Raw genomic sequence first — 23,932 nt, 5'->3', positions numbered from 1 at the left:
TTTTTAATTATACGGCTACCACCTATATCTACACAATGATATTCTTCTTCAGCTTCATATTTGTATTATATAAATGGACAAACAGGACAAACAGGACAAACAGGACAAACAGGACAAACAAGTACAATCGGAAAATGTAGTCATAGTACCCACAGATTCACACAGCTTAGATATATGGGATGAAATTTCTCTAAAAGAAATACAAGCTGGGGAACACACAAATTTATTTGAAGAAAGAAGTAATTATCAAAATATTAATTTAGTACAAGTCAGCGATGTTCGCCTCTATTTGGACAAACAACTACAATTTAGTTCCGTTGATGAACAAATTTATCATGAAGCACTTGTGCATCCGATTATGTCAAAGGTAATTGATCCAAAACGTGTTCTCATATTAGGCGGTGGCGATGGTCTTGCCTTACGAGAGGTATTGAAATATGAAACAGTGCTACATGTAGACCTTGTTGATCTAGACGAGGCAATGATTAATATGGCGCGTAACGTTCCTGAATTAGTTTCTTTGAACAAAAGCGCATTTTTTGATAATCGTGTGAATGCACACGTATGCGATGCAAAAGAGTTTTTGAATTCTCCTTCCTCTTTATACGATGTAATCATCATTGATTTCCCTGATCCAGCGACAGAGTTATTAAGTACTTTATATACAAGCGAACTTTTTGCTCGTATAGCTACATTCTTAACAGAAGATGGTGCTTTCGTCTGCCAATCTAATTCACCTGCTGATGCACCTCTTGTATATTGGAGTATCGGTAATACAATTGAAAATGCCGGCTTAATTGTAAAAAGCTATCATATAATTGTTCCTTCTTTCGGAACTGACTGGGGATTTCATATTGCAGCTAATTCTGCCTATGTACTCGATCAAATTGAGCAATTATACGTAGTACCAACTCCTCGAACATTACCTTCTCTTCTTTTTCCTTTATTTCAATTTAAAGAAGAACATTTAGATCACCGTAATCTCGCTCTTCTAAACTCAGAATCCAATCTTATCCTACATCAATGTTACAAAAAGGAAATGGAGTTTTGACGATATTATAGTAAGGAGTGCTAACCTATGGAATATTCTACTTTCGGTAAGCATATAATAGTAGATTTGTGGGGAGTGGATTTTTCCCTCTTAGATGATATTCACTTTTTAGAACGCCATTTAGTTGTCGCTGCCGACCATTCTGGCGCACATGTTTTAAATGTAAGTACAAAAGAATTCCATCCTTATGGCGTTACAGTATTAGTGTTACTATCAGAAAGCCATCTTTCTATTCACACTTATCCAGAAAAAAACTTTGCAGCAATTGATTGCTATACATGCGGTACAACTGTTGAACCACAAATGGCGATTGATTATATCGTAAATATATTAAAACCGGAGCAGATACAAATTAAAAAATTGATTCGTGGTATAGGAGAAATTGTTACTATTGATTAACTATTTCTCTTACTCATCCGTAAAAAGGAGGATTGTAAATACCATCAGTGGAACGAACACCCCACTGATGGTGCGGGCAAATACATAAAAAAACCTTGCATACGCAAGGTTCATTCATTCACTGACATCTTCCTATATAATTCTACAAATTCACTCGCTAATTCCTTTACTGTAATAGCATTCATTAAATGATCTTGCGCATGCACCATCAGTAGGGTAACCTCTGTCTTTTCGCCACCAGCCTCTTTTTGTATAAGTTCCGTTTGTACACGATGCGCCTCTTTTAATTCTTCTAGTGCTTCTTGTAATTTGGCTTCAGCTTCTGTAAACGCCCCACGCTTCGCGCAATCAATTGCTTCCATTGAACAACTTCTTGCATTTCCCCCATGCAAGATTAGATGAAAAGCTTTCGTCTCTATCGTATCCATTTTAGTTCTTTACTCCCCCTTTTCTTCTGCTAATTTTTGTTTATCCCATATTTTTAAGAATGGTAAGTAAATAAAGAATGCTAGTGCAAAGTTAACAAGTTGCAAAATAACCCCTGAAATTTTCCCGCCCGATCCTAAATATCCACTAAAAAGAATAGGTGTCGTCCAAGGTACAGCCGCTCCGCTCGGACGAGCAACTAATCCCCATTCCATCGCAAAGTAAGAAACAAGCGTTAACACAACTGGAACTAATATAAATGGAATAAGTAAAAGTGGATTCATTACAATTGGCATGCCGAACGTCACCATTTCATTAATATTAAAAATACCAGGTGCAATGGACAATCGACCAATACTTTTTAATTGCTGACTTCGTGCAAACAATAACATTCCTACAACTAAAGCAAGTGTTGCACCGGAACCGCCCATATAAATCCATAAATCAAAAAACTGTGCGGTAATCGTATTTGGTACATCTTGCCCTGCTTGAAAAGCAACTCGGTTTTGATCCATTAACGATAACCAAATCGGGCTCATTACACCACCAACAATTGCAGCACCATGAATTCCGCACGCCCAAAGAACATGGACAATAATAACTGCAATTACTGCGCCCCAAAGACTAGCACCAAGTACACTAAGTGGCTCTTGCAGCAGCTTCCCTACAACATTATGAATACTTCCGAAAGTTGTGTGTTCAAAAATCAATCTAATGATCCAAACAACTGTCACAACAATAAATCCTGGAATAAGAGCAGCAAATGAACGTGTTACTGCAGGTGGAACTGTCTCAGGCATCTTTATAATCATTTTTTTCTGTACAATAAATCGGTATATTTCAGTAGATATAATTGCAATAATCATCGCTACAAATAAACCTTGGCTTCCCATTAACGCCGCTGGGATTGCTCCATCTACAATCACACTTTCCTTCGTGCTTGGTATAATATATGCAACTTGAAATGGAGTCGCAAGTAAAAATGTCACAAGCGACAATGCCCCGGATGCTAAAGCATCCACTTTATAATACTCTCCAAGTCTGTAAGCGATTCCAAAAACAGCTATTAAAGCCATTATATTAAAAGTTGCACTAACTGGATACCCCAAAGCTTTCTGCCAACTCTCACCAAACAACCCTGCCATAAAATCATTATAACCTGGTATTGGTAATGCACTAATAATAAGAAAAAATGATCCAATAATTAAGAAAGGCATCGTTAAAATAATTCCATCACGTATAGCTTGCAAATGCCTCTGCTCTGCTACCTTCCCTGCTATTGGCATTACATATTTTTCTAAAAACCGTATCATCTATCCCACTCTCCTCATGGTTTCATTGACAAAGCTGCTTGCAAGATAGCCTCCCCATTACAAAGTCCGTAATGGACGGATTGAATGACATCAACAGGTATCCCTTTTCCCTTACATAGTTCTTTCATTTTCGGTAATAAATAACGTACTTGCGGTCCAAGTAAAAGTACATCTGCTTCATCGATGTGACTATTCACTTCAGAACCTGATACAGCCCAAATCTTTACCTCTATCCCTTTTGCCTGTGCTGCTTTCTCCATTTTTATAACAATCAAACTGGAAGACATTCCCGCTGCACAGCAAAGCAAAATATTCATCCCGCATCCCTCCCCTTTTTTCTAAACCTAAGTTATGGTACATCCCTTGCTACCACTAGGTTACAAATATATATGTCTAGATTTCTAACTGTATGCCGAGCTTAAAAACAAAAATTTCTCGGTTTTCACGCTATTCCATCTATCGGTATTCTTCTAGTAAAGAGGACTCTAACTCGCTATAATAGTTCAGTATGATTTTTTATAATTGATAGGAGGGTATATTTATGAAGGCATATCGCTTTCCACTTATTTTATTATCTTCTATCCTAATTGGTGGTTTCATTGGTTATTTCATGGGTGCCGATGCAGTTGCTTTAAAGCCACTTGGTGACATTTTCTTAAACTTAATGTTTACGATTGTTGTACCTTTAGTATTCTTTAGCATCGCGTCATCTATTGCTAATATGGATGGATTAAAACGTTTCGGTAAAATTATGTCTAGTATGGCTGGAACTTTCTTATTTACAAGTATTTTAGCTGCTATTTTTATGATTATTGTCGTGAAAGTATTCCCGCCAGCACAAGGCGTTGTATTAGAACTAACACAACCTGACAAAGCTGAAAAAGCAGTGAGTGTTGCGGATCAAATCGTCGGTATCTTAACAGTATCTGACTTCTCGAAGTTACTATCTCGTGAAAATATGTTAGCTCTTATTTTCTTCTCTATCTTAATGGGGGTTGCAACTTCAGCAGTTGGTGAAAAAGGTAAACCGTTCGCTACATTCCTACAAGCTGGTGCAGAGATTTCAATGAAAGTCGTATCTTTCATTATGTACTACGCTCCAATCGGACTTGCTGCTTACTTCGCAGCATTAGTTGGCGAATTCGGACCACAACTTCTTGGAACTTACTTCCGAGCAGCAATGGTATACTATCCAGCATCTCTAATTTATTTCTTTGTATTCTTCACTTTCTATGCATACCTTGCAGGTCGCAAACAAGGTGTTCAAATATTTTGGAAGAACATGGTCTCTCCTACAGTTACATCTCTTGCAACTTGTAGTAGTGCCGCAAGTATTCCAGCGAACTTAGAAGCAACGAAGAAAATGGGTATTTCTTCAGACGTTCGTGAAACAGTTGTCCTTCTTGGATCTACACTTCATAAAGACGGCTCTGTTTTAGGCGGGGTATTAAAGATTGCTTTCTTATTCGGTATTTTCAACATGGAATTTGAAGGACCAAAAACATTAGCAATCGCACTTGTCGTTTCTCTATTAGTAGGAACAGTAATGGGTGCTATTCCAGGCGGAGGTATGATTGGGGAAATGTTAATCGTTTCTCTATATGGATTCCCGCCAGAAGCACTGCCAATTATCGCAGCAATTAGTACAATTATTGATCCTCCTGCAACGATGTTAAACGTAACAGCAGATAATGCTTGTGCCGTAATGACAGCTCGCCTTGTAGAAGGTAAAAACTGGATCAAAAATAAATTTGCTTAATAAATAAAAAGAGGATGCTCTAAACGAGCATCCTCTTTTTGTCGTTATTTGTTGATAAGTCGATATCCCTTGTCGAAACGTCGATATATTGAAAAAATCGTTGATATATTTGAAGTTATGATAGATATATTCGAAAAATCGTTGATATATTTGAAGTTATAATAGATATATCCGAAAAATCGTTGATATCTCCTCTTGCCACAAATTTGTTAAAATCTTCACAAATATTCCACACCTCTCATCCTTACTCCGTACTATAATCATGTATGGAAAAGGAGATGGAAACAATGACACAAAGCGCACCGGAATTTAAAGTTTTGCAAAGCATTGCATTTCTTGCTGTCGTTTTGCAAAGTTCCTTATTATATACAATGAATCAAGGAAATGTCTTACTTGAACAATCCCTCATTATGGGTATGCTATTTAATCTCGCAAAGTTTTCAGCACCTGCATTCATATTTATCGTTGGGTTTCACCTAATTCGTCACTATACAAAGCAATTAGTATACAAAGAATATATTTCTGAAAAAGCCACACACCTACTCATTCCTTATTTCTTTTGGTCTATTCTTTACTTATTAACAACAAACGATATTATGACATTACAAGGCGGGATAAAAAGTTTATTACTCGGAACAGCCGCACCGCATCTTTGGTACGTTATTATGATGTTCCAAATTCATTTATTATTCCCTTTACTATGCACACTATTTTATTGGTTTCAAAAACGAACAGAAAATAAAAAAGACATATATAAATATATAACCATCTTTGCTTGTCTATATTTCCTTTTAATGTGGTACTCCTCTCACTACATTTTTAATGGAGAGAAATTGACTAGTTCAACCATTTTACATTATACAGATCGTTCCTTCTTCTTCTACTCGTTCTATTTCGTTATGGGCGGAATCGTTGCTGTATCATTAAAAACTTGGCGTATATTTGTCATGAAACATATCCCGCTTATCACAATATTATTTTTCATCTTATTTTTATTCATCAATTATGAGTTATTTAGTTTTTACGGAGCAAACTCTATTCATTTAACCGTTTCTACTTATTTAAAACCGTCTATGTTTTTATATATCGTTTGTGAAATTATGATACTTTACGTGCTATCTATTACAATCGTACAGCGACGCGGTTTCTTATATAAAGCTTTACGATTTATCGGAAATTACACGTATGGTGCTTATTTAGCTCACTTTTTCTTCTTGCAACTATGTACAAAATTCCTTTCTTTATTCACACTGCAAGAAAACACAATATTATATAGCCTATTATTATTTACAATAACGGCTACAATCTCGATTTCAGCAATGGCCATTTGCAGTACACTACCACTTCATACGTGGATTACAGGACCTTCTCCTACAACAAATATAAAGTGGGCGAAGATCATACTTCGGAAAAATCACGAAAAAGTATGCAAACCATATCTTTGATATAATAGAATTCCATACAAGAAAAGAAAGTAGGATACACCTATGATTAATCAAATTGGACAAATTATGTTATATGTAAATAATCAAGATGAAGCCGTACAATTTTGGACTGAGACAGTAGGATTCCAAATTATTGCGGAAGAAAATAACGGAAAAGGATTCCGCTGGATTGAAATTGCACCGGCGAAAGAAGCAGGAACAAGCATCGTCCTTCACGATAAAGCGTTAATCGCGAAGATGCAACCTGAACTAAATCTTAATACACCTTCACTTATGTTCTTCTCAAATAACTTAGACCGTCTATATAAAGACCTTTCTGAGAAAAATGTCACAGTTGGACAAGTTGTAGATTTACCTACTGGTAAAGCATTTAATTTTGCTGATAATGAAAATAATTACTTTGCGGTAATGGAACGAAAATAAAAAAGAAGCTATCCGAAAAAATCGGATAGCTTCTTTCATTTTAAGAAACTTGTTCTGTATTCGTTTCTCTATGCTGTATATGACTCGTAATCCAAGCAATTCCACCAGCAACAACGAGGTAACATAACAATATTAAAATTTGCATTCGTAATTGCGACCAATCCCCTAAAGAAATAACATCTTGTAATCCTTTAAGAGAATGTGACATTGGAAGAAACTGTCCGATTTTGCTAAGAACAGCTACGTTTAATTCTCCTGGGAAAGTCCCCCCACTCGTCGCTAATTGCAAGACGAGAAGTGTTACTGCCGCGAATTTCCCAACAAGACCAAATACCGTTACTAACATAAGAATAAACGTCATGAACGTAAAGGAAATAACAATACTTGATAAAACAAAGAGCGGTACACTTGCAACTTCTAATTTCATGGCTCCTAGCACAACAACATCTACAAGTAGCGCTTGAATGAGCCCAATTAAATATACTAATCCTAGTTTATTAATAAAGTGTACCGTTCCACTTACTTTCATATTTTGTCTACGGCCAAGCGGTAAAATATTTGATGCCATAATTCCGCCGACATAAAATGCAAGTGATAAGAAATATGGTGCAATACCTGAACCGTAGTTAGGTACGTCAGAAACTGTTGACTTCACTAATTGAACTGGCTCCGAGAACATCGTATTGCGTGCATCATCATTGCGAACATCCGCTATCTTCTCTGCGCCCTCTCCTAATTTCGTAGCAAGTTCTTTCGCACCATCGTCAAGTTTAACAAGGCCATTCACTAACTTTCCAGCGCCATTATTCAGCTCTGTTCCACCACTCGCAAGCTGATTTACACCTTCTTGTAATGATGTAAATCCATTGCCCCACTTCGTAAATCCATCAGCTAGATTTGCCGCACCATCTGCTATCTTTTTCGTTCCAGCAGTAGCTTCATTTAACTTAACTCCGAATGTATTCATGCCTTCTTCAACTTTACGCTGACCGTCAGCAAGCTTCTTCGCGCCTTGTGTCAATTGTTGTTGGCCATTATTTAAAGTATTTGTTGCTTTAGCTAACCCATTAGAAGTAGCAACGATTTTTTGAAAAGCAGGATCTTGCTGTGCTTCTGGATGACTTTTCATGTACTCCTCTAATTGCTTCTTCACACTACTTGCCGCATCATCCGCTTTCACTTGTCCCTCAGCAAGTTTCTCGCTTCCGTTCACCCATTCGTTTGTACCAGCACTTAATTCACTAACTCCTGATTGTAAAGTTCCTTCACCTTGCGCTAGTAATTCCAAACCACTATGAAGTGATGTCGCTCCTTGACTTAGCTCATTTGCTCCCCCGGTTAAAGCAGATTGACTGGATGCAAGCTTGTCACTTCCCTCTTTCAATTTCGATGTCCCGTCACTTAAACGATCAATACCATCCGCAAGCCAATTTGCTCCATTTTTTGCATCGGTCGTTCCTTCATGTAACTTCTCAGCCCCATTACTTGCATCACTCAATCCTTGTGCCAAATCTTGAAACTTTGAAAAGACACCTTCTGTATAAGATTTCGTAATACTTTTTGAGATTTTTGTTTTCATATTTTCAACAGCTGTCGTTCCAATTTGAGCTGCTACAAAGTTTTTACCTGGATTTACTTTGTACTGCAATTGTGCCGGTTCTGGTTTCTCATCCATAAGTGTACTTACTTTTTTAGAGAAATCTTCCGGAATCGTAACAACCATATAATACCTATCTTCTTTTAACCCTTCATCAGCATTTTTTTCTGATACGAAATGAAAAGCCAGTTCCTTATTCTCTTTTAAATTTTTAACAAAATCGTCTCCTGCATGAATTGTTTTTTCATCCATTGCAGCACCTTTATCTAAATTCACAACTGCAACAGGTAATTTATCTAATCGTCCGTATGGATCCCAATATCCAGCTAAAAAGAATCCCGAATAAATTAAAGGAACGATTAACAAAAAAATTAAAGCGATACGTCCATGTTTATGGTTCCACATTGCTTTCCAATCTTTAAATATAAGTTGAATTCCCTTCATGAAACATACTCCTTCTCCGAATTTAACACCATTAGAATGGTTTAACAGATTTACTATACACGTCCATTTTCATACTGTATAATACATCTTTAATTATCAATCCATTCCTTTTGGTCTATAGAAAGGAGAGTCAAAATGGAACTTCTTCAACTAAAATACTTTCAAACAGTTGCACGATTAGAACATATGACAAAAGCCGCTGAAGAATTGCATATCGCACAGCCTTCGCTCAGCAAAACAATTGCTAGACTAGAAAAAGACTTAGGCGTCCCGTTATTTGATCGCCAAGGTCGACAAATTACATTAAACTCTTTCGGGAAAGTATTCTTAAAACGAGTAGAGCGCATTTTTCATGAATTAAGTGAAGGCGAACGAGAAATTAAAGATTTAGCTAACTTACAACAAAGCTCTATTACGCTGGCCGTTTCTATTCCAAGAATATTACCAGAACTACTCGGTTCTTTTTTACTAGAACATCCTAACGTTCGGTTCCAACAGTTTCTCGCATCTACTCCTTCTATGAAACGACAACTAGATAATATAGAAATTGACTTTTGCATTTCTTCTGTGCCAATTGAAGGCGAGGAGATTATTTGGGAACCACTTATTACAGAAGAAATTTTCTTAGTCGTCCCTTCAGGCCACCGTTTATCAGGACGTGAAAGTATCTATCTTCATGAAGTAAAGGACGAACCATTTATTAGTATGAACACTGGTTATGGATTTCGACACTTAACAGATGAATTTTGTAAAGAAGCTGGCTTCACTCCACATATCGCTTTTGAAGTAGATGAACCAACCGTGATTAGCGACCTCATTAAGCAAGGTCTCGGCATCGCTTTTGTCCCAAGTTTAACTTTATTAAAAAACTCTACTTTAGCATTAAATAAATTACGTATTATTGAACCGAATTGCGAGCGAACCATCGGCTTAAGTTGGTCGAAGAAACGCTACTTATCGAAAACTGCTCAGAAATTTCGTGAATTTGTGATTGATTACTTCTCCAATATTAGGTCATAAAATTATATCGATCATAACTTCAAATATATCGACGTTTCGCCAAGAAATATTGATTTATCAACAAATAACGACACAAATAGAAGGTGCCACCCCCATAGGATGGCACCTTCTATTTCTTACTCTTCTCTAATTCCATTTCAGCTAAAAGTGGTAGTACATTATCAAAAATATGCGTATTATTATTTTCGCCTGTTACGTACCCACCGTAATATCTACTAAATACATTATCATTTCGGAATGTGGCCATATGTTCATACAATTCCGTCGCAAACTTTGTATCACCTGTTTGTAGTACGTACAAAATCGTTAATCCGTAAGCAGCTGGTGATTCATAATCCACAGTTTGTTTTCCCGTTTCTAAATTATAACGGCCGTATAACTTTCCGTCCTTCTGGAACTTCTTCTTTATGAATTCCAAATAAGCATCTGATGAAAGACCACCTAAACTACGATGGTAAGCAACATATGATTGGTCAATAAGATTCACTTCTTTATCGTACGTAAATGTACCATCTTCCTTATACTCTTTCGGGAATGCCCAGCCATGCCTTGGATAATCCGCTAGAAATTGAACCACTTCTTGATACTGCTCAGCAGAAACTTTTCCATACTTTTTCATGTACGAGAATGCATGCGGATTTATGTATGATGTTGTTGCAAAACCACTTTGCTTCCCTGCATCCGCGTCATAATAATCAACGTAATAATTATCTTTCTTATTGTAACGAAGTACAGCATCACTCAATTGATCTGCAAGATTTTTATAACGATCTTCCTTATACATTTCATAAGCACGATATAATTGTTCTATAATACGAAGATCATCTATAAGTGCATTTGTAGCTGACTGCATTTCTCCCTTTTCAGAGACTTTCCATAAAACGATACGATCCTTATGTACAAAGTTATTTTGAACGACCTTTACTTGTTCATCAAATAACGCTTGATCATCTTTATCCAATGTATATTGTAGCCATAGTCCTGCCGATTCTGATAAAGCTTCACGGCCTTTCGCTTCCCCAGTACCTGCCTTTGTATCTTCTAAACGGTAGGTGGCAAGTGTCCCATTTTCATTCACCATATGTCTTAAAATAAAATGTTCCGTACGGTTTCCTTGTAAGGCTGACCAAAATACAATTCCACCTAAGGCGATTAAGAGAATCACTCCAATCCCTATATATAAACGTTTCCGCAATCTTTTCACCTCCCTAATAAGGCTAACCTTAATTTTACCAGAACATACGTAAATTAAAAAAGACAATCTATTAGATTGTCTCCCGCATTTCTACCCCTCACAAACCTCTTTAGAAGGTCTATATAGTGATTCCACGAGTCGGTCATATTCACGACGTGTAATTTCTTTATTATACAACTTCAATAATAAATCTCTATGCTCTTTTGAAAACGCCATCTTTTTAATGACTTCAGGATACATAAAACACCCTCTCCATTTCACATAAACTTCTCCAATCAAAATAGAACTTATGTTCGCATAAAAGATTATAAAATATTCCTAGATAAAAAACAAACAAAATATTATTAAACGTTAATTTCTTTCTATTTATAATATTCAAACATCATATTACCATATTCACTTTTTAAATACATATATATTTTTGGCAGTTTATTGAATAAATCTTCCAATTCAATCAGAAAATAATGGCAAAAAAGAAGAGGAGTATATATATGGATACCGTAACATTAGCAAGAGCGTTTTTTGGTTCTTCATTAGCATTCCACATTATCTTTGCAACACTTGGAGTCGGGCTATCTTTGATGATTTTTATAAGTGAGATACTCTATCACTGGAAGAAAGATTCCGACTATGCCATTATGGCAAAAAGATGGACAAAGGCTTTTGCTATTCTTCTCGGTGTAGCAATTCCAACTGGAACAATTGTTGGTGTACAAATCTCACTTCTTTGGCCTGGTTTCGCCAAAATTGTTGGGCAAGTTATTTCTGTTCCCTTTCAAATTGAGATTTTCGCCTTCTTTTTAGAAGCTTTATTCATGTCTATTTATGTATATGCAGCTGATAAATTACCTCCATTCATGAGATTAATCTCACTCTTTTTCGTCATGATTGGTGCCACGGCATCCGCCGTGCTTATTACATCAGCAAATACATGGATGAATACACCCGCAGGCTTTTCCATGGGGCCAGATGGATCGGTTTTTAACGTTGATCCGTGGAAAGCTTTCTTTAATCCGAGCTTTGGCACAAGCGCATTCCACGTCGTTATTACAGCCTATGCGACTGGAGCAGCCGTCATTGCCTCTATCGCTGGATTTAAATTATTAAAGAAGAATGTAAGTGAGCGTGAAGTGGCTTATCATAAAAAGGGACTACTGTTAGGACTCGTCGTGACATTTATTACAGGTGCTACGATGTGGCTTTCAGGGCACGAATCAGCAATCGCCTTACATAAGCATTCACCTGAAAAACTTGCATCTGCTGAAGCTTTATTTGAAACGACATCACATGCTCCCTTATCAATTGGCGGGGTTGTGGATCCTAACACACTTGAACTAAACTATGCGCTGGAAATTCCGAACATGCTTAGCCTATTAGTGGGACTAGACCCTAGCACCGTCGTAAAGGGTTTAAAGGAATTCCCACAAGAAACATGGCCACCATTTTACACACATACGCTGTTCAACTTAATGGTCGGCACCGCTGCCTTTACCTTTGCAGTTGCAGCAATCGCTCTCTTATATTGGTACTTCGTTTACCGAAAAAAAGGAGCCGAGTTACCGAAGTGGCTTCTTTGGGGAGCTGCCGCATGTGGACCTGTTATGATGCTCGGTATTGAATTCGGATGGATTTTCAGCTGTAGCGGTCGTCAGCCGTGGACAATTTATGGTATGCAACGTACAGTCGATGCTTCTACACGCGCTGATTTCGTCGGCCCTTTATTTATTCTATTCATCATTTTATATATCGGACTCGGTATTTTAACAGTCTTTGTACTACGGACATTCTTTAAGAGACATCCGCTAAAGAATGATTTACATCACCAAGGAGGCGATTCTCGTGCATGAGGAAAGCATTGCAATCATCATCTTATGGGCTCTTATTTTCGTATACAGTATATTAGGGTCCATTGATTTTGGAGCGGGTTTTTGGGGCATGGTATATGCGAAACATCCAACACTTGCTGCCAAGCTTGCCAATCGATACTTATCACCAACTTGGGAAGTAACAAATACGTTTCTTGTCTTTGTCGTTGTCGCTTTCCTTGGTTTCTTTCCGAAAGCAGCCTTTACCCTTGCAACCGTTATGTTCGTACCAGTCATGCTAATTCTAGTACTCGTTGCAATTCGTAGTACATTTATGGTATTTGCTTACTCTCTGCCGAAGTACCAACATCTTCTTCGGATTATTTCAGGTATTACAGGGCTCTTAATTCCAGCCCTATTAATTACCGTTTTACCTGTTACAGAGGGTGCCTACATTACAATGGCTGAAGGAAAAGAAGTACTCCTTTACGGAAAACTTCTTTCTAGTCCTGTTATTTATTGTTATATGCTATTCGGACTAACTTCGGAACTGTTTCTATCTTCTCTCTTTCTCGCGGATTTTGCGAGAGAGCAAGGTTCAGAAGATGCATATAGAATTTATAGAAGAAATGCCATCATACTTGGTCCTGCAACGCTCGTTACGGCAATTATAGCTCTCGTTGTAATGGACCCACAAACACACTGGCTAATGCAAGGATTAATAAAGCAATTCCCATGGTTTACAGTCTCTATCATTTTATTTGTTATCGGCTATTCCTCCCTTTGGTGGACAAATAAGAAATATAGCACACTAGGGTTTCCTCGCATTGCAGTTTTAGCTGTCGTCGCTCAATATGCATTTGCAAGCTACGCTTACGGCGTCGCTCATTTACCGTATATCATTTACCCGGACGTAACTGTATTTACAAGCTTTACAACGGTCGAAACCTTCTATGCGCTTCTTATCCTCTACGCAATCGGGATTGCAATTTTACTACCCGGATTCATTTTCTTCTGGAATTTATTCTTGAAGGATCGAACTTTTTTGAAGGAAAAATAATAAAGTGAAACTTTAATCAATGGGGGTTTTGTTCATCCCCCACTGATTATTAGCCTTCACCAATCAGGCGTTTACGGGCAGCAGGACTTTCACCTAACTTCTTTGCTCTCGCCGAATTTTGAGGTAGGAGTCTTACTGCCCACAAATAGCGGGATAAATGAGGGGCATTCGTACATAGAATGCCCCTCATTTATTAGACTCCTCTCCTAATAGTTATTTCACTAGTATGTATACTTGTCCTATAGCTTGAAAAACACATATTCACTTTCTTCTATTATACGTCTAGTTCCTCTTATTCTTTTTCGAATATACTACCAATACAGACCTTGAGACAAGCTACATTGATTCAAGGAAAAATAGAAAGGTAGGTAAAATATGAGCATTGAGATATGGATTACTATTATTGTATTCTTCTTAACGATGATTGTTATCTTTTGGCGACCTCGTGGCTTAAATGAGGCATGGCCAGCAGCAATTGGCGCTGGTATAATCCTCATTACTGGACTTGTCTCAAGGCCAGATGTCATAGACATTATAAGTAAAATCGGAGGCGCTTCCATAACGATATTGGCGACCATCGTTATGGCAGTTATATTAGAAAGCTTCGGCTTCTTCCACTGGGCTGCAGCAAAACTCGCAAATTTAGCGAAAGGTTCTGGACGCCGCCTATACTGGTATATTCAATTACTATGCTTTCTTATGACTCTTTTATTTAATAATGACGGTAGTATTTTGATTACAACCCCAATTTTAATCCTTCTTCTGAAAAATCTTCAATTAAAGCCTCATCAACAAATTCCTTATTTATTAAGCGGTGCTTTAATAGCCACTGCATCTAGTGCACCAATCGGTGTAAGTAATATCGTAAACTTAATCGCATTAAATATCGTTAATATGACTCTTTATATGCACACAGCGATGATGTTTGTACCTGCAACATTAGGATTATTGTTTATGTCATGGCTCATGTATACTGTTTTAAAGAAAAAATTACCAGAGAAATTACCAGTTTCTTCATATGATATTGAAGAAATTTTCTTCACGAAAAACTTCCATCCATTAAAAGGAAAAAACTCTGTTGATACGAAACAAAAACGTACAAAATTCATGTTAAAAGTATTAGGTTTTGTCTTCCTTATGCGCTGTCTTCTGTTCGTTGCATCCTTCTTATCTATCCCAATCGAAATCGTTGCGGTGCTCGGTTCCCTCGTTCTTCTCATCTGGAGATGGTACTACTTACGAACAAACCCTGTCGATATTTTGAAAAAGACACCGTGGCACATTTTAATCTTCGCCTTCTCTATGTACGTCATTATTTACGGGCTTCACAACGCAGGATTAACAGCCGCACTTGTGCAATGGCTCGAGCCACTTGTAAGTCAGCATTTACTCTATGCTAGCTTTGCAATGGGCGGACTTGTATCCATCCTCTCTAACGTCTTCAATAACCACCCTGCACTTATGATTGGTACAATCACATTAACAGAAATGGGACTAGATCCAGTCACATTAAAAACAATCTATCTCGCAAACATTATTGGTAGTGACATCGGTTCACTATTATTACCAATCGGTACACTAGCTTCCCTCATCTGGATGTATATTCTGAAACAAAACAAAATTAAAGTAAAATGGAAAGATTATTTAAGCGTATCTCTCATCGTTATTCCTCTCACAACAGTCGTCACATTATTCCTCTTATACTACTGGGTACACCTCTTCTTCGCCTTATAAAGAAAACAGAAGCCCCCTTTGCTACCGTCTTAGCAAAGGGGGCTTTTTCTATAATTAAGTTAGGTACTACAGTGTGATCAATCAAGTAAAGAGGTGTAACGTGTTATTGGTATAAATGACTACCAGTATCTTTAAATTCTTTCGCCTTCTCTTTCATTCCTTTTTCAATTGCTTCTGTCGTTTCTAAGTCATTTTCTTTCGCATATTCACGAATATCATGTGAAATTCTCATACTACAAAACTTCGGTCCACACATTGAACAAAAATGAGCTGTTTTCGCTCCTTCTGCTGGTAACGTTTCATCGTGATACTCCATCGCACGTTCAGGATCTAAAGACAAATTAAATTGATCGCGCCAACGAAATTCGAAACGTGCTTTTGAAAGTGCGTCATCGCGCTGATGAGCCGTTTTATGCCCTTTCGCAAGATCAGCCGCATGTGCTGCAATTTTATACGTAATAACCCCTTCTCGAACATCATCTTTATTTGGTAAACCTAAATGTTCTTTCGGCGTTACATAACAAAGCATCGCCGTTCCAAACCAGCCGATCATTGCTGCTCCAATTGCGGATGTAATATGGTCATATCCTGGTGCAATATCTGTCGTTAGCGGCCCAAGTGTATAAAATGGCGCGCCCTGACAAATATCAAGTTCTTTCTCCATATTTTCTTTAATTAAGTGCATCGGTACATGTCCAGGTCCTTCAATCATAACTTGCACATCATGTTTCCAAGCGATTTTCGTCAATTCACCAAGCGTTTCAAGCTCCGAGAACTGCGCTTCGTCATTTGCATCTGCAATCGAACCTGGGCGTAATCCATCTCCAAGCGAGAATGAAACATCGTACTGCTTCATAATTTCACAAATCTCTTCAAAATGAGTATATAGGAAGTTTTCTTTATGATGGAATAAACACCACTGTGCCATAATCGAACCACCGCGTGAAACGATACCTGTCGTACGTTTTGCAGTAATTGGAATGTAACGAAGTAATACACCAGCGTGAATCGTAAAGTAATCAACGCCTTGCTCCGCTTGCTCAATTAACGTATCACGGTACACTTCCCACGTTAAATCTTCTGCAATTCCGTTTACTTTCTCAAGTGCTTGATAAATGGGCACAGTTCCAACCGGTACAGGAGCATTACGAATAATCCATTCGCGCGTCGTATGAATATTTTTACCTGTAGATAAATCCATAATCGTATCTGCACCCCAGCGCGTTGCCCATGTCATCTTCTCTACTTCTTCTGCAATAGAAGAAGATACAGCAGAGTTTCCGATATTTGCATTTACCTTCACATGAAAGTTACGTCCGATAATCATCGGTTCTGCTTCCGGATGGTTAATATTCGCTGGTAAAATCGCACGACCTTCTGCAATTTCCTTACGAACAAACTCAGGCTCCACTCCTTCACGAATCGCAACATACTCCATCTCAGACGTAATAATGCCATTACGCGCATAGTGCATTTGCGTAACATTTGCACCTTCCTTCGCTCTAAGCGGCTTACGATCCATTTGCGGGAAAACAGGTGTATGTTTCGAAGCCACTTTCACACCGTCATCCTCTGGTTTTACTTCACGCCCTTCGTATGCCTCTACATCCCCGCGCTCCATGACCCAAGAATGACGCGGCGTTGGAATCCCCTTTTCCAGCTCCACTTTATAGGCCGGATCCGTATAAGGACCACTCGTATCATACACACGGATGGGCGGATTTTGGACACCATTCGTATCGCTTTGTGCAATCTCACGCATCGGTACTTTCATACCTTCTCGTGGTCCATCTACATACACTTTCTTACTTCCTGGTAAACTCGATTTCAATTCAATTTGTTCAGCTGAAACAGATTGTTTCATAACCTTTGTTGCCCCCCTGTACGTGACAAGGACGAGATATGGCCAGCGTATGCCAAAACAAAAAGAGCCAGGTCCATAAAAAAATAAGGACCTGGCTCATAAAAGACATCATTATGTAAAGCCATTAACTTCCCTACGCTGGTACGAGCCAGATCAGGTCCAAAGGGTTAAGAAGTTCACACGCTTCTCTCTCAGCCTACGCATACGTTAGGCACCCCTAGTTTATCACTGATTTAATTTTCAATACTTTCCCATCATACACGATAATCTGAAAAATGCAAAGGTTATTTGTTTTCCGCTTACGGAATCATCCAAGTTAAATAATAAGCCTGAACATACGTCATAATCCCAACAATAATAACGAAGAACAAACTATGCTTAACTGTAAAACGGAACAAATCCGACTCTTTTCCGGCAAGTCCAACTGCCGCACAAGCAATTGCAATCGATTGCGGAGAAATCATCTTACCTGTTACACCACCTGTTGTATTTGCCGCAACGAGAAGTACTTCAGATACACCAACTTGCTGCGCCGTAATTGCTTGTAAATTCGAGAACAGTGCGTTCGCTGACGTATCGGATCCTGTTAAGAATACACCAATCCAACCTAGGAATGGTGAGAAGAACGGGAATAGTCCGCCAGTTCCTGCTAGCGCTAGCGCTAATGTAGAAGATAGACCAGAATAGTTTGCGATAAATGCGAATCCTAATACGAATCCGATAGATAGAATTGGCATCTTAAGTTCGTTTAACGTTTCTTTAAATGTCGCTACTGCATCTTTTGCACTCATTTTCAAAATAAAGATAGAAATAATACAAGCAATTAAAATTGCCGTTCCAGTCGCTGATAAAACATCTAATTTCAAAATTGCTTCATAAGGCGTTGGTTTATTTACTATCGGCTCTGCTTTCATTACTAAATTGTGTAAGCCTGGAACTTCAAACTTAAATACAAGACTTTCTAAAGCGCCTCCTGGAGCAAATAAAGATTTAAAGAAGCTTTGGCTCCAAACAACTACCATAACCGTTAAAATAATGAACGGAGACCATGCTTTCACTACTTTTCCTATTGTGAGTTTTGGCATAGATGTCGTCGTTGTTGCCGCTACTTCACTATTTGCTTGTTTAGATTGATAGATTTCTTTCGGCTGCCAAACTTTTAAGAACAGCGCTAAACTCACTAAACTTACAAGTGCTGACGTAATATCCGGAAGCTCCGGCCCTAGAAACGTTGCTGTAATAAACTGTGTAATTGCAAATGAACTACCTGCTACAAGTAACGCAGGCCACGTTTGTTTTACCCCTTTAAACCCATCCATTAAAAATACGATGAAGAACGGAACAAATAATGATAGAAACGGTAACTGATGTCCAGCCATTTGTCCGATTTTATGTGGATCAATACCCGTTACTTGTCCAGCAACTGTAATCGGAATTCCCATCGCTCCGAATGCTACCGGTGCAGTATTTGCGATTAAACAAAGACCAGCCGCATATAAAGGATTTAATCCGAGACCTGCTAGAAGCGCTGCCGTGATTGCTACTGGTGCACCGAATCCCGCAGCCCCTTCTAAAAATGCTCCGAATGAAAAACCAATTAGAATAACGAGTAAACGGTGATCGTTTGTAATAGATAATACAGATGCACGAATGACATCGAATTGACCTGTTTTTACGGAAATTTTATACAAAAATACCGACATAATGATAATCCAAGCAATTGGCCATAGTCCGTATAAAAAACCGTATCCGGTTGCTGCCATCGCCATCGTAAACGGCATTTTATAAGCGAATAACGCTACTAAAATTGTAAGTACAACTGTAATAAACCCTGCCACATACCCCTTCATGCGGAAAACTGCTAAAGCTAAGAAAAAAAAGATGATTGGAATAAGTGCCACTGCTGCCGAAATCCAAATGTTACCGAACGGATCATAAACTTGTGTCCATGTGTTCATTGTTCTCTCCCCCTAAAGAATCCCCTTTTAAATAGAATAACCTCATCAATAGACTATCAGGTCATCATACCTTTAAGTCTAAAAATAAAAAACGTTCAAGAAAACGTTTTCATCTAATCCCATTTATACTTTATCACAGCATTTTCTATAAAAAAAGATTTTTTTGAAAATTTTATTATTTAAAGAAAAAATCTTACAAAATCGTCACGTTCTTGTAATGTTCATCGATAGTAAGCTTGCAAAAATTACTGCATAATAATAGTATAACAACGGACATTATTTATGAGGTGATATATATGAATGGAAACAAAATACTAGCTGCTTTATCATACTTTAGTGTACTATTTGCCCCTATCTTATTCCCAATCATCGTTTGGATTGTGGGGGATGCTGAAACAAAGCCACATGCAAAACGTGCTCTATGGACACATATCATTCCAAGTATCGCTACATTTATCGGCGTAGCCATTTTAGGAATTATGGGCATCGGATCGGACCAACCAGATGTAACACTTGGAATTGGAGCAATGATTGTCTTAGCTATTTGCGGAATCATCAGCTTATACTACTTCATCTGGAACATTGTAAAAGGAATTAAAGTGCTGAAAGCTTAATTTTAAACAAACGTTTGTTTAAAAAAAGGACACTTGCAATTTGCAAGTGTCCTTTTCCCGATTAGTGTGAGCTAATAATTAGCGGGGGATGCCCCTACCGATTAAAGTTTCACTTTATCTTCTTCGTTTCTTCTTTTTTCTCATCATTTTCTTTCGGCGCGTATTCGTTTTATCCGCTATAATGTGAAGCGTGCTCGCCACAACAATTCCCATTAGGAACGTTTTAATTTCCACCTCATGTTTTTTCGCAATTTCTATTAAGTTCCCGTCCAGTGCTATTACATTTAATAGAAATAAAAACGGAGAAAATACGATTAACATGTATGCAATACGAATTACATCACCAAGTATAATCGTATGTGTAAGAAAGGAACGATGTGGCATTACTTTCTTATACGGATACCAAAATATACGCAGGAATCCCCATTTATTATACGCATTACTGTACGTATCTAAATCAGGTGTTAAAAATGAAGTACCTACTAAAAAGCCAATTGCAAAAGTTAATAAAAAATCAAAATTTGTTAATCCATACGAAAAGAGCAGAAACAAAACAACCGGAAGGGATATTAAGTTTATTTTCGTATGCGTTTTTCCTGATGGCATAATGCACTTCCTCGCTTACGTTCGCCCTGTCACTCTATGACAGTTCTCACCTATTGATCTAATTTCTGATCGATAAATGATGTGTCTATATCCGAACCAAACCATTCTGCCAACTTCACTCGTGCCTTATCTTTCACATCTTCATTGACATATAATGACGCCTGTATTAGTGCCGCCGTTAATGCCCCTAAATCGTCCGTATAACCAACTCCAGCAATGAAATCTGGGATGGCATCAATCGGTGCAATAAAATAAGCAAGTGCTCCAATTACAATAATTTTCACCCGCTTTGGAACATCAGGTCTTTGCAAAACGTAAAACAGTAATAAACTAGCATAAATGACCGACTGTCCGGCTTGCTTTGCAACATGTTTTACTTTTTTCCAAAACGCTTCAACTGAAAATTTTTGTTTCATGTAAAAGCCCCCCTATTTTTCAAAAGAAATAAGCTACAATATATTACCAGTAAAAGTTCATCAAAATTACACATAATCTATCAATGAATTTTTATTTTAACAAACAAACCTAAAAAGAACAAGTGTTCGTTAATTTTCATACCCTTTCCTTCATATAATAGTTTTCTAGACAAACCATTACATATTTCCATTTCTTATTTCTCAACCATGAAAATTTTCACTTTCACTTAACATTCTTCTCTATCTTTGTTATATTTTCTAGTTGACGGACATATAAACGAATGATAAAGTTTTCTCTGGTAGTGACAAAACACATACAAAAAATGTAAAATGTTATAGTGTTTCTCAGAAATGAATTTTGTTGTATAATACAGAAATGACGTTATACTTATGAGCAGCAAAAGAAACCAAAAAAGGGTATGCATAGTTAAAGTCGTATATGGGTGAATATAGAAGCTCTAATTATGGCAAAAGAAACTATGTATTTTTTATTTTAGCATTTTTCGCTCCAAAATCGACCAAGCCTGATAGAGAAAGGGTGGAAATGAATGAAAGAAACCTTGAAATCACAATTTCAAAATGTGCGTTTCACTTTATTCGTAGCTTTAGCCGTATGGCTGAAAACCTACATTATTACACGCACAAGCTTTGATTTAAAACTTGAATCTTTCATGCAAGAATTCATTTTATTCATTAGTCCATTAGCAGCATCATTACTGTTTGTGGGACTTGCATTATTTGCAAAAGGAAAAAAACGTAACTATATAGCACTTGGAATTAATTTTGTTTTAACGTTCATTCTTGTTGGTAACGTAATGTTCTACGGATTCTACAATGACTTCGTTACTTTACCAGTACTAGGGCAAACTTCTAACTTTGGAAGCTTAGGTTCTAGTGTGAAAGAATTATTTAACTACAAAATTATCCTTGCATTTGCGGATATTATCGTATTCTTCATCTTATTGAAGAAGAAGAAAAACTTTGCACCGACAGAGCGTGTAGCACGTCCGATGCGTTCTCTATACTTCGTGTCAACAGTTGCTATTTTCTTTGTAAACCTAGGGTTTGCAGAAGCTGAACGTCCAGAACTATTAACACGTTCATTCGACCGCGTTATGCTTGTTAAAAACTTAGGATTATATGTACACCAAGCATACGATCTTGGCTTACAAGCGAAGTCAAGTTCACAAAAGGCATTTGCCGACGGTAGTAAATTACAAGAAACAGAAAACTATGTGAAAACAACACAAAGTAAACCAGATCCAAATATGTTCGGTACTGCAAAAGGAAAAAACGTAATTGTTGTCTCTCTTGAGTCATTACAAACATTCTTAATTGGCGCAACAGTTAACGGACAAGAAGTTACACCATTCTTAAACCAATTTACGAAAGAAAGTTATTACTTTGATAACTTCTTCCATCAAACTGGGCAAGGTAAAACATCTGATGCTGAATTCTTAGTAGATACTTCTTTATATCCACTAGACCGTGGTGCTGTATTCTTCACACACGGTAACAACGAATACACAGCAACTCCAGAAATTTTACGTCAGCAAGGGTACCACACATCGGTATTCCACGCAAACAACGCAACATTCTGGAACCGTAACATTATGTATCCGGCACTTGGTTATGATCGTTACTACAACGAGCTTGACTACAAGATTACGCCAGAAACAAAATTAAATTGGGGATTAAAAGATATCGAATACTTTGATCAATCTATCGATATGTTAAAAGAAGTGAAGCAACCATTCTATACTCGCTTCCTTACTTTAACGAACCATTACCCATTCACTTATGATGACAACACGAAATTAATCGATGAATATAATTCTGGTGATGGCGTGTTTGACCGTTACATGGTAACTGCTCGCTATTTAGACGAAGCAATGAAACATTTTATTGAGCGTCTAAAAGCAGAAGGCATTTACGACAACTCTGTGATCGTATTCTACGGTGATCACTATGGTATTTCTGAAAACCATAACCGTGCAATGGCACAGTTCTTAGGAAAAGAAGAAATTACTGCATTTGACCATATGAACTTACAAAAAACACCGATGTTTATTCACGTTCCAGGTCAAAAAGAAGGTAAAACAATTTCAAAACCAACTGGTGAAATTGATATTAAACCAACTATTCTAAACTTACTTGGTGTAGATTCTACGAATCAAATTCAATTTGGCCATGACGTATTCTCACCTGATAATAAAGGATTCGTTGTTCTTCGTGACGGTAGCTTCATTACAGATAAGTACATGTACACGAACAGTACATTCTACGACCGTGCTACTGGCGAAGTTGTACAATTACCGAAAGAAGAATCTCAACCACTCATTGATCGTGCCCAAAATGAATTGAACATGTCAGACAAACTCATTGAAGGTGACTTACTTCGCTTCTCTGAAAGTAACAAGATTAAAACTGGTGAAGTAAAAACAGCTATTAAAGAAGAAAAGAAGAGCGCTGAGTAATCTCAGCCTCTTTTTTATTTTCCGCTATCCTTCTTCTCCTATTCATTAACTTTAAAATTACGTAACCTTTACCAAATATTCACACCACATTAATGAAACATCTCTATAATAAAATATGTAAACGAGGTTCTACATATTTCTTATCTCTCATCTTCAATAAGATCCCTTAAAGAAATATGCGAACCGTTTGTTTTCTACTTTCTTTTAATTGTCTTTTAAAGTGTTTTGTTCTCATGTACAAAACCTTCAATAAGATGATATCCCTATGAAAGATAGCTACCCTCCTTTTGCAGCATTCCATATGAATGTTGCTTTTTTTTATTTAT

At 37.5% G+C, this 23,932-nt stretch carries 20 protein-coding genes, 1 pseudogene and 1 riboswitch; of the genes and pseudogenes, 11 read left to right on the top strand and 10 right to left on the bottom strand.

Going from position 1 to position 23,932, the window contains the following annotated elements; translation table 11 throughout:
* Positions 1–76: 76 nt before the first annotated feature.
* Together JDS95_RS18295 and speD are read left to right on the top strand one after the other, a co-directional pair.
* Positions 77–1,051 (top strand): annotated as a pseudogene (locus JDS95_RS18295) (polyamine aminopropyltransferase); the annotation flags it as partial.
* 27 nt (positions 1,052–1,078) lie between these two features.
* Positions 1,079–1,450 carry an adenosylmethionine decarboxylase gene (gene speD / locus JDS95_RS18290; RefSeq protein WP_000456812.1) on the top strand — a complete coding sequence of 124 codons (372 nt, stop codon included), beginning with the start codon at positions 1,079–1,081 and terminating at the stop codon, positions 1,448–1,450.
* Positions 1,451–1,560: 110 nt separating this feature from the next.
* On the opposite strand, the gene JDS95_RS18285 is transcribed toward speD, so the two are convergent.
* From JDS95_RS18285 to JDS95_RS18275, 3 genes are read right to left on the bottom strand one after another with little or no spacing between them, the layout of a single operon-like run.
* Positions 1,561–1,878, bottom strand: a complete 318-nt coding sequence (locus tag JDS95_RS18285) for a PTS sugar transporter subunit IIA (protein ID WP_000379629.1) — start codon at positions 1,876–1,878, stop codon at positions 1,561–1,563.
* 9 nt (positions 1,879–1,887) lie between these two features.
* A complete protein-coding gene (gene celB, locus JDS95_RS18280) occupies positions 1,888–3,189 on the bottom strand; it encodes a PTS cellobiose transporter subunit IIC (RefSeq protein WP_000617765.1) in 1,302 nt (433 codons plus the stop codon).
* 14 nt (positions 3,190–3,203) lie between these two features.
* The gene (locus JDS95_RS18275) at positions 3,204–3,506 is read right to left on the bottom strand and encodes a PTS sugar transporter subunit IIB (RefSeq protein ID WP_001023534.1); all 303 of its coding nucleotides are present in this window, start codon (positions 3,504–3,506) and stop codon (positions 3,204–3,206) included.
* Between the two features lie 224 nt (positions 3,507–3,730).
* On the opposite strand from JDS95_RS18275, the gene JDS95_RS18270 reads away from it, so the two are divergent.
* The 3 genes from JDS95_RS18270 to JDS95_RS18260 all read left to right on the top strand — a co-directional run bounded on the left by JDS95_RS18270 (position 3,731) and on the right by JDS95_RS18260 (position 6,816).
* Complete coding sequence (locus tag JDS95_RS18270; RefSeq protein ID WP_000649372.1) at positions 3,731–4,948, top strand: dicarboxylate/amino acid:cation symporter; 1,218 nt, start codon at positions 3,731–3,733, stop codon at positions 4,946–4,948.
* Positions 4,949–5,235: 287 nt separating this feature from the next.
* Positions 5,236–6,393 carry an acyltransferase gene (locus tag JDS95_RS18265; RefSeq protein WP_000194324.1) on the top strand — a complete coding sequence of 386 codons (1,158 nt, stop codon included), beginning with the start codon at positions 5,236–5,238 and terminating at the stop codon, positions 6,391–6,393.
* Between the two features lie 42 nt (positions 6,394–6,435).
* Positions 6,436–6,816, top strand: a complete 381-nt coding sequence (locus tag JDS95_RS18260) for a VOC family protein (RefSeq protein ID WP_000609841.1) — start codon at positions 6,436–6,438, stop codon at positions 6,814–6,816.
* Between the two features lie 40 nt (positions 6,817–6,856).
* Here the strand turns inward: JDS95_RS18260 and JDS95_RS18255 are convergent, their stop codons facing one another.
* Complete coding sequence (locus JDS95_RS18255) at positions 6,857–8,857, bottom strand: YhgE/Pip domain-containing protein (RefSeq protein ID WP_199690708.1); 2,001 nt, start codon at positions 8,855–8,857, stop codon at positions 6,857–6,859.
* 135 nt (positions 8,858–8,992) lie between these two features.
* Here JDS95_RS18255 and JDS95_RS18250 point away from each other — a divergent pair, with 135 nt between their 5' ends.
* On the top strand, positions 8,993–9,877 hold the full coding sequence (locus JDS95_RS18250; RefSeq protein WP_000421932.1) for a LysR family transcriptional regulator: 885 nt from the start codon (positions 8,993–8,995) through the stop codon (positions 9,875–9,877).
* Positions 9,878–9,986: 109 nt separating this feature from the next.
* Here JDS95_RS18250 and JDS95_RS18245 read toward each other — a convergent pair whose 3' ends face one another.
* Together JDS95_RS18245 and JDS95_RS18240 are read right to left on the bottom strand one after the other, a co-directional pair.
* Entirely contained in the window at positions 9,987–11,072 is a 1,086-nt protein-coding gene (locus tag JDS95_RS18245; RefSeq protein WP_001231683.1) for a hypothetical protein, read from the bottom strand.
* A gap of 90 nt (positions 11,073–11,162) precedes the next feature.
* A complete protein-coding gene (locus JDS95_RS18240; protein WP_000283176.1) occupies positions 11,163–11,312 on the bottom strand; it encodes a hypothetical protein in 150 nt (49 codons plus the stop codon).
* 251 nt (positions 11,313–11,563) lie between these two features.
* On the opposite strand from JDS95_RS18240, the gene cydA reads away from it, so the two are divergent.
* The 3 genes from cydA to JDS95_RS18225 all read left to right on the top strand — a co-directional run bounded on the left by cydA (position 11,564) and on the right by JDS95_RS18225 (position 15,671).
* A complete protein-coding gene (gene cydA, locus JDS95_RS18235) occupies positions 11,564–12,919 on the top strand; it encodes a cytochrome ubiquinol oxidase subunit I (protein WP_000381962.1) in 1,356 nt (451 codons plus the stop codon).
* Positions 12,912–13,937: a cytochrome d ubiquinol oxidase subunit II gene (locus tag JDS95_RS18230; RefSeq protein WP_000544171.1), complete on the top strand. Its 1,026-nt coding sequence runs from the start codon at positions 12,912–12,914 to the stop codon at positions 13,935–13,937. The genes cydA and JDS95_RS18230 overlap by 8 nt, the downstream gene beginning before the upstream one ends.
* Before the next feature lie 375 nt (positions 13,938–14,312).
* Entirely contained in the window at positions 14,313–15,671 is a 1,359-nt protein-coding gene (locus JDS95_RS18225; protein ID WP_000021136.1) for an arsenic transporter, read from the top strand.
* 103 nt (positions 15,672–15,774) lie between these two features.
* Here the strand turns inward: JDS95_RS18225 and thiC are convergent, their stop codons facing one another.
* Both thiC and lldP read right to left on the bottom strand, forming a co-directional pair.
* Positions 15,775–17,535, bottom strand: coding sequence for a phosphomethylpyrimidine synthase ThiC (gene thiC / locus JDS95_RS18220; protein WP_000814456.1), 1,761 nt, complete (start codon positions 17,533–17,535; stop codon positions 15,775–15,777).
* A 113-nt stretch (positions 17,536–17,648) separates the two neighbouring features.
* A riboswitch (TPP riboswitch) is annotated at positions 17,649–17,764 on the bottom strand.
* Positions 17,765–17,834: 70 nt separating this feature from the next.
* Positions 17,835–19,493: an L-lactate permease gene (lldP, locus tag JDS95_RS18215; protein ID WP_001099311.1), complete on the bottom strand. Its 1,659-nt coding sequence runs from the start codon at positions 19,491–19,493 to the stop codon at positions 17,835–17,837.
* A gap of 296 nt (positions 19,494–19,789) precedes the next feature.
* Here lldP and JDS95_RS18210 point away from each other — a divergent pair, with 296 nt between their 5' ends.
* Entirely contained in the window at positions 19,790–20,107 is a 318-nt protein-coding gene (locus tag JDS95_RS18210; RefSeq protein ID WP_001014094.1) for a magnetosome magnetite crystal formation protein family, read from the top strand.
* Positions 20,108–20,221: 114 nt separating this feature from the next.
* On the opposite strand, the gene JDS95_RS18205 is transcribed toward JDS95_RS18210, so the two are convergent.
* Positions 20,222–20,713, bottom strand: a complete 492-nt coding sequence (locus JDS95_RS18205) for a metal-binding protein (protein ID WP_001139015.1) — start codon at positions 20,711–20,713, stop codon at positions 20,222–20,224.
* Positions 20,714–20,763: 50 nt separating this feature from the next.
* Complete coding sequence (locus JDS95_RS18200) at positions 20,764–21,129, bottom strand: YkvA family protein (protein WP_000810376.1); 366 nt, start codon at positions 21,127–21,129, stop codon at positions 20,764–20,766.
* A 548-nt stretch (positions 21,130–21,677) separates the two neighbouring features.
* Here JDS95_RS18200 and JDS95_RS18195 point away from each other — a divergent pair.
* Positions 21,678–23,606, top strand: coding sequence for an LTA synthase family protein (locus tag JDS95_RS18195; protein ID WP_000665340.1), 1,929 nt, complete (start codon positions 21,678–21,680; stop codon positions 23,604–23,606).
* Positions 23,607–23,932 lie beyond the last annotated feature (326 nt).

It is taken from the genome of Bacillus cereus group sp. N24 (genome assembly GCF_016483345.1).
GTDB classification, from domain to species: Bacteria; Bacillota; Bacilli; order Bacillales; family Bacillaceae_G; genus Bacillus_A; species Bacillus_A toyonensis.
Note: the sequence above shows the minus strand (reverse complement) of the source record. Positions and strands in the feature narration are given on the sequence as shown.

Coding starts and splice junctions, on each gene's coding strand:
- speD (WP_000456812.1), top strand. CDS start 1,079: ATGGAATATTCTACTTTCGGTAAGCATATAATAGTAGATTTGTGGGGA.
- JDS95_RS18225 (WP_000021136.1), top strand. CDS start 14,313: ATGAGCATTGAGATATGGATTACTATTATTGTATTCTTCTTAACGATG.
- JDS95_RS18285 (WP_000379629.1), bottom strand. CDS start 1,878: ATGGATACGATAGAGACGAAAGCTTTTCATCTAATCTTGCATGGGGGA.
- lldP (WP_001099311.1), bottom strand. CDS start 19,493: ATGAACACATGGACACAAGTTTATGATCCGTTCGGTAACATTTGGATT.
- JDS95_RS18210 (WP_001014094.1), top strand. CDS start 19,790: ATGAATGGAAACAAAATACTAGCTGCTTTATCATACTTTAGTGTACTA.
- JDS95_RS18255 (WP_199690708.1), bottom strand. CDS start 8,857: ATGAAGGGAATTCAACTTATATTTAAAGATTGGAAAGCAATGTGGAAC.
- JDS95_RS18205 (WP_001139015.1), bottom strand. CDS start 20,713: ATGCCATCAGGAAAAACGCATACGAAAATAAACTTAATATCCCTTCCG.
- JDS95_RS18260 (WP_000609841.1), top strand. CDS start 6,436: ATGATTAATCAAATTGGACAAATTATGTTATATGTAAATAATCAAGAT.
- thiC (WP_000814456.1), bottom strand. CDS start 17,535: ATGAAACAATCTGTTTCAGCTGAACAAATTGAATTGAAATCGAGTTTA.
- cydA (WP_000381962.1), top strand. CDS start 11,564: ATGGATACCGTAACATTAGCAAGAGCGTTTTTTGGTTCTTCATTAGCA.
- JDS95_RS18275 (WP_001023534.1), bottom strand. CDS start 3,506: ATGAATATTTTGCTTTGCTGTGCAGCGGGAATGTCTTCCAGTTTGATT.
- JDS95_RS18265 (WP_000194324.1), top strand. CDS start 5,236: ATGACACAAAGCGCACCGGAATTTAAAGTTTTGCAAAGCATTGCATTT.
- JDS95_RS18200 (WP_000810376.1), bottom strand. CDS start 21,129: ATGAAACAAAAATTTTCAGTTGAAGCGTTTTGGAAAAAAGTAAAACAT.
- JDS95_RS18250 (WP_000421932.1), top strand. CDS start 8,993: ATGGAACTTCTTCAACTAAAATACTTTCAAACAGTTGCACGATTAGAA.
- JDS95_RS18270 (WP_000649372.1), top strand. CDS start 3,731: ATGAAGGCATATCGCTTTCCACTTATTTTATTATCTTCTATCCTAATT.
- JDS95_RS18240 (WP_000283176.1), bottom strand. CDS start 11,312: ATGTATCCTGAAGTCATTAAAAAGATGGCGTTTTCAAAAGAGCATAGA.
- celB (WP_000617765.1), bottom strand. CDS start 3,189: ATGATACGGTTTTTAGAAAAATATGTAATGCCAATAGCAGGGAAGGTA.
- JDS95_RS18195 (WP_000665340.1), top strand. CDS start 21,678: ATGAAAGAAACCTTGAAATCACAATTTCAAAATGTGCGTTTCACTTTA.